Genomic DNA, 5,839 nt, shown 5'->3' with positions numbered 1-5,839 from the left:
GAGCCAAGACTGCTGCGACTGCGAACAGCCAGGAATTCTTGATTGCCAATAATTAAGCTGGCTAGAGAGGCGTTGTGCTTTTGCCAGAGGGGTTGGAGGTCTACCTCGCGGAATGTGATTTCGCCTGTCGGTTGAATCACCCAAATGTAAATGGCGGATTCTCGCCCTACTTGTTTGCCCTCAATCTGGAAGTTGTCGTAGATGATGGAATACTGCACCAAAGTGGCGTTCTGTGCTTTCGCGATTTGGCGGATTTGCTCGCCGTTGGGAGCAGAGGCGATGACCGGATTGGCTTCACCAGTTGATAAGCGCTCTGTCAGGAGATCGACAAAGGCACGAGCACGTCCCCGTTCTGCAATTTCTAAAGCGGCGATCGGGTTATTCTGAGCCACTCGAACTTGTTGTAAAGTCCGATAGGTGCGAGCTTGTTCTTCAAAGATGGAGACTTTATTCGCGTCGTTGGAGCCGAGCATTTGCCGCATCGATTCCCAAACTTGAATCCCCTGCACGAGCATTTTTTCAGCTTCTGTGGGGTTGTTAACCTTTAAGAACGCCGCTCCGAGGTTGTTGAGCGCCAAACCCTCCCCCTGGCGGTTTTTAATTTCGCGTGCTAGGGCTAAACTCTGCTGCCCATACTCAATGGCTTTGGCCGAGTTGCCCAGATAGAGGTAAGTGATTCCCAAATTGCCCAATGCCATACCCTCCCCCTGGCGGTCTTTAATTTCGCGGGCGATGGCTAACTGTTGCTGGATATACTCAATGGCTTTGGCATAGTTGCCGAGATTGATGTAAACGGCTCCCAAATTGCCCAATGCCAGACCCTCTCCTCGACGGTCTTTAATTTCGCGGGCGATCGCTAAAGTCTGCTGTGTATACTCAATGGCTTTAGCATAGTTGCCCAGATAGTTGTAAGCGATTCCCAAATTCCCCAGTGCTGCACCTTCCCCAAGGCGGTCTTGAATTTCGCGGGCGATGGCTAACTGTTGCTGTGCATACTCAATGGCTTTGGCATCGTTGCCCAGAGAGCTGTAAGCGATTCCCAAATTCCTCAGTGCTGCACCTTCCCCAAGGCGGTCTTGAATTTCGCGGGCGATGGCTAACTGTTGCTGTGCATACTCAATGGCTTTAGCATAGTTTCCCAGATAGAGGTAAGCTCCTCCCAAATTGCCCTGTGCATTCCCTTCCCCGTAGCGGTCTTTAATTTCGCGGGCGATGACTAAATATTGCTGTGAATACTCAATGGCTTGGGCATAGTTTCCCAGATAGAGGTAAGCTCCTCCCAAATTGCCCAGCGCCCTACCTTCACTTTGGCGATCTTTAACTTCGCGGGCGATGACTAAATATTGCTGTGAATACTCAATGGCTTGGGCATAGTTTCCCAGAGAGCCGTAAGCTGCTCCCAAATTGCCTAGTTGCACACCCTCCCCTTGGCGATCTTTAATTTCGCGGGCGATGGCTAAACTCTGCTCTGAATACTCAATGGCTTGGGCATAGTTTCCTAGAGAGAGGTAAGCGGCTCCCAAATTGCTTAGTGCCCTAGCTTCACTTTGGCGGTCTTTAATTTCGCGGGCGATGGCTAAACTCTGCTGTGAATACTCAATGGCTTGGGCATAGTTGCCCAGAGAGCGGTAAGCGAATCCCAAAGTGCCTAGTGCCCAACCCTCCCGTTGGCGGTTTTTGAGGGCGCGATAAATTTCCAGTGCCTGTTGCCAGGAATTTAGCGCTGCTGGGAATTGGTGAGTCTGATACTGTTGAATCCCCTGTCGCAAGAGCCGATCGGCCTCCGATTCACGAGCATCCGTAGTTTGAGCGATCGCTGGAAATTGAGAGTCAGAATTAGTTAATGGGGAAATAGTGGCAAGCAGAAACAGGGAAATGGAACCTAGGAAAACATTAGTGAGCCTTGAGTGGGTTGATTTGAGTCGCTTAAATGGGGAATACAGCATAGGATTCTAGAGTTGAAATTTAGAGAATTAGCCCGATCGCTCTTTCTGCTGTCGTCGTGCGATCGCCTCAATCTGCCACAGGCGATCGACCTTCATAGAAGTTTACTCTGCCTCCCCAATCTCGCTGCAGGGATGGGGACTCTAATCTGAATTAGACGACTATTTTAGCGATCGGGCGATCGGTTTGAATCAAACCATTATCCACTGGTATAGTCAAATCCAACCTCAAAACCTGGCGTGTTTGGAGCGTTCATATCCAGAGCCGTCTGCTAAATATGCTCTATTAATGTCCGCTGGACTTAAGTGAGGATTTGCAATGCTATCCTGTTAACCCATTTCGATTAGCTGTTGTCGTCAAAATGTGCTCAACTTGAGCCGGAGTTAAAGTCGGATTGGCACTCAAAACTAAAGCCGCTACACCCGCTACGTGTGGCGTTGCAAAAGACGTACCAGTTCTGAGTTCATAATCCTCATCAGGAGTAGTAGAAACTATCTCTACTCCCGGAGCAACTAAGTAATCTAAAGGTCTGGAACCCGCCCGGTTAGAGCTATCAGCCATGCGGCCTCTTACATCAATGCTGCCCACTGCAATTCCCAAGCTATCGGCATTACGAGCTGGATAAGCTGGTTGGATGTCACCCGTATTTCCGGCTGCTATCACCACAACAGAGCCTTTGTTATTTGCATACTGAATTGCGTTATTTACTACGTTGGAAGGGACAAACTCATTTCCCAAGCTGAGGTTAATTACATTGGCTCCATTATCAGCAGCATAGCGGATTCCAGCAGCAATATTATTCACCGATCCGCTACCAAATGCGGGCAAAACTCTGACAGGCATAATCTTAGCATTGGGCGCAACTCCTGTGATGCCAAAATCATTTCGTTCCGCCGCGATCGCACCTGCTATGTGAGTCCCGTGACCGTTGAAACTCATATCCATTGGGTTGTTGTCGCTTGCCACAAAATCCCAACCCCGAATATCATCAATATATCCGTTGCCATCGTCATCAATGCCATTTCCAGCAATTTCACCAGGGTTCCGCCAAATATTGTCATCCAAGTCAGGATGGGTGTAGTCAACACCACTATCCACGACAGCTACAACAATCCCATTTCCTGTAATGTTCTGATTCCAAACTTCCGGTGCATTTATGACATCTAGCGCCCAATTATTCCCGCCCAAATTGGGGAGAGCAGGGAAAGGATTTGAACTGTTCAAGGTGCTGGAAACTGCTGCATTTGCATTCACCAAACCGTAGCCGTAATTACTATTAAAAGGGCCGCTAGGTGTGGGAATATTTAGTTCAGGAATAGAGGTGGCAGAAAGATTCAGGTTGTAATTAGTAGAGTTGCTTAAGAAGCTATAAACTTGGACATAGTATGTCCCTGCCTCCAGATTGGATACATTAATGACATCGGGGACAGTGCCACTCTCAAGAGAGTAGTCAATAATTTCCCCTAAATCAACTCTACCGTTGCCGTTTCTATCTTGAATTAACCGTACATCAGCATCCGCTCTCAAACCGTCTAGACGCAGGCTAAAATTGCTCCTAGTGTTGAGCTCGAATCGGTAGAAATCGTCCCGATCGCCTAGGCCCACAAAATCAGTTAAACTGATGCTACCATTCTGAACGCCAACAACATTACGAGCTGTCGAAAGAGTGTTACCTGGATCGGCGAAATTTAACTGGGAAGCAGAAATCATTCCTGTTAGCGGATCTGCGTTTGCTAGCGCCGATTCTGACTGCGGTTTGAGTTGAGCATCGGCGACATCGCCAGTAACTCGATCGCTCGCAGGGAAACTGAAGCCAGCGCCTGCATTAGCTGCAATAAAATCTGCTATCTGTGTCTGTTGGTCGAAGCTGGATGCTGTGGGATTAGTCAAGCTAGATTCAGCGCTATAACCAGGAATATTCAATGGATCGATCGCTGGGTTGAGCAAGTCGCTGTTAGCCGGAAATGTTGATGGGGCGAGATCCTTTGGCTGTTGATTGAAATAAAGGCGATCGTTAGGATTGGTTGTGGTGATGTCTAACATAATTTTAAAACCCCGATATTTTGATTCATTCTTGAGTTAAATCTTAAGCCGCCCAGATGGGAAAATCATTCGTTCTACCCACAGACTTGATTAAGTATGAGTGCAAAATAGATTGCGGGAAAGTGCAAAGTATGTGAATATGTAGAGTAGATGGTTCAGTTCCATCGGTTTTGAGATTGAAGCGCGATCGCGAATAAAGATTCATTCCACAGTCCTTAGCGGGAATTAATTCCCTGTCTCATAGTGCAAGTCCTCTCAAAGAGGACTGAAGAAGATAACTCATTAGTCCTATTTCAGATATAAATGAATTCAACTATCAAATAGAAAGATCGATCTTCCTGAAAGCGAGCTAACAGTTCCGGTATGCGATCGGGCATATCTTCATCTTCCGCAAGATACAGCATATTCCAGGTTTGTGAAGTACACCTCAGAAACCGGGTTTCTTTACAGTTCTAGCCTTTAAACTGATTCTGTTCAAGAAACCCGGTTTCTCTGTACTACACATATATGGAATATGCTGTAAGTATCGCTAAACTCGGTACTTACCAAATGTTCGGTAATTCGGTAACACATTCGCAGTTTGCTGTCCAGCATCGGATCTGGCGGTACGGGGGGTTGACTTTTTTGTACAGATTCCGACTGCACGCTTTGCTGTGCCACTCTGATCGCGGACTCCCACAAATTTTTGTTGCGGACTCTTTCGTCCGGGTCGATAATTCCTGCATCTTTCAATACCTCTGTCAGCAATTTCCACAAATGATAAGCAACGTATCGCGCTAAGTAGCATATTTCATAGTTCCGCGCGATCGCATAATTATTCTTGATTTCTTGGTATGTCAAACCATCTAACACTCCTTGAATAATTGCTCGCTGTAAGCCGTTCAATGGTTCGCCTCTCTTTTCCTGTACCAGGTTATCTAGAATGTTTGTAGCTGATTCTGCATTCATAAAGTTACGCAGTAAGTTGACAGTTGACAGTTGACTTAAATCTTAAGCAACCCAGATGGGAAAATCATTCGTTCTACCCACAGACTTGATTAAGTATGAGTGCAAAATAGATTGCGGGAAAGTGCAAAGTATGTGAATATGTAGAGTAGATGGTTCACTTCCATCAGTTTTGAGATTGAAGCGCGATCGCGACTAAAGATTCATTCCACAGTCCGCCAGGGAATGAATTCCCTGTCTCATAGCGCAAGTCCTCTCAAAGAGGACTGAAGAATATAACTCATTAGTTCTCTTGCAGACAAGATTTACGCACTCCGACCAAAGAAACCGGGTTTTTTACCGAATCTGCGGGTCACAACGCGTCTTCTCGAAAAAACCCGGTTTCTGGGCCCCATGCGTAAGTCCTAGAGATAGAAATGTCGCTTTTAGGCGAAGTCTAGATCCCCCTAAATCCCCCTTAAGAAGGGGGACTTTGACAACTTCTTGTTACCCCTTCTTAAGGAGGGAGACTTTGACAACTTCTTGTCTCCCCCTTCTTAAGGGGGGCTAGGGGGGATCTGGATTTAATAGTTAAACAGCAGTCCCCGATCGCGATAAAAATATCGATATCCAATCCATTATTAATAAAAACTTACTCTGCCTCCCCAATTAAAGTAAATGCCGCCCAATTTCGCGGCTGGGGATGAGTTTTCATTGTGGCTAACATTGCTTGCCGCAATGCCTGTGCTTTGTCGGGATTATTTTGCAAGTTTTGGTAAAACGACTGCATCAATTCCGATGTCGGCGCATCAGGAACCGCCCATAAAGAAACAATCACGCTGGGCACTCCGGCCGAAATCAAAGCGCGCGACAAGCCAATCACCCCATCCCCGGTAATCCTGCCTTCTCCAGTGTTGCAAGCACTCAA

Annotated in this window: 4 protein-coding genes; all 4 read right to left on the bottom strand. The window is 46.9% G+C overall.

Annotated elements, in window-relative coordinates; genetic code table 11:
- A partial coding sequence (locus QUB26_RS31075) for a tetratricopeptide repeat protein (RefSeq protein ID WP_333321158.1) occupies nucleotides 1–1,946 on the bottom strand: 1,946 nt, incomplete at its 3' end.
- A gap of 319 nt (nucleotides 1,947–2,265) precedes the next feature.
- The gene (locus QUB26_RS31070; RefSeq protein ID WP_333321156.1) at nucleotides 2,266–3,987 is read right to left on the bottom strand and encodes a S8 family serine peptidase; all 1,722 of its coding nucleotides are present in this window, start codon (nucleotides 3,985–3,987) and stop codon (nucleotides 2,266–2,268) included.
- A 474-nt stretch (nucleotides 3,988–4,461) separates the two neighbouring features.
- Entirely contained in the window at nucleotides 4,462–4,935 is a 474-nt protein-coding gene (locus QUB26_RS31065; RefSeq protein ID WP_333054783.1) for a hypothetical protein, read from the bottom strand.
- 628 nt (nucleotides 4,936–5,563) lie between these two features.
- The coding region (locus QUB26_RS31060) for a CHAT domain-containing protein (protein WP_333321154.1) at nucleotides 5,564–5,839 on the bottom strand (276 nt) is incomplete at its 5' end.

Source organism: Microcoleus sp. B4-C1, assembly GCF_036705285.1.
Classification (GTDB): domain Bacteria; phylum Cyanobacteriota; class Cyanobacteriia; order Cyanobacteriales; family Microcoleaceae; genus Microcoleus.
Note: the sequence above shows the minus strand (reverse complement) of the source record. Positions and strands in the feature narration are given on the sequence as shown.

Bases quoted from the DNA above. Each gene is read 5' to 3' on its own strand.
- QUB26_RS31065 (WP_333054783.1), bottom strand. From the start codon at position 4,935: ATGAATGCAGAATCAGCTACAAACATTCTAGATAACCTGGTACAGGAA.
- QUB26_RS31070 (WP_333321156.1), bottom strand. From the start codon at position 3,987: ATGTTAGACATCACCACAACCAATCCTAACGATCGCCTTTATTTCAAT.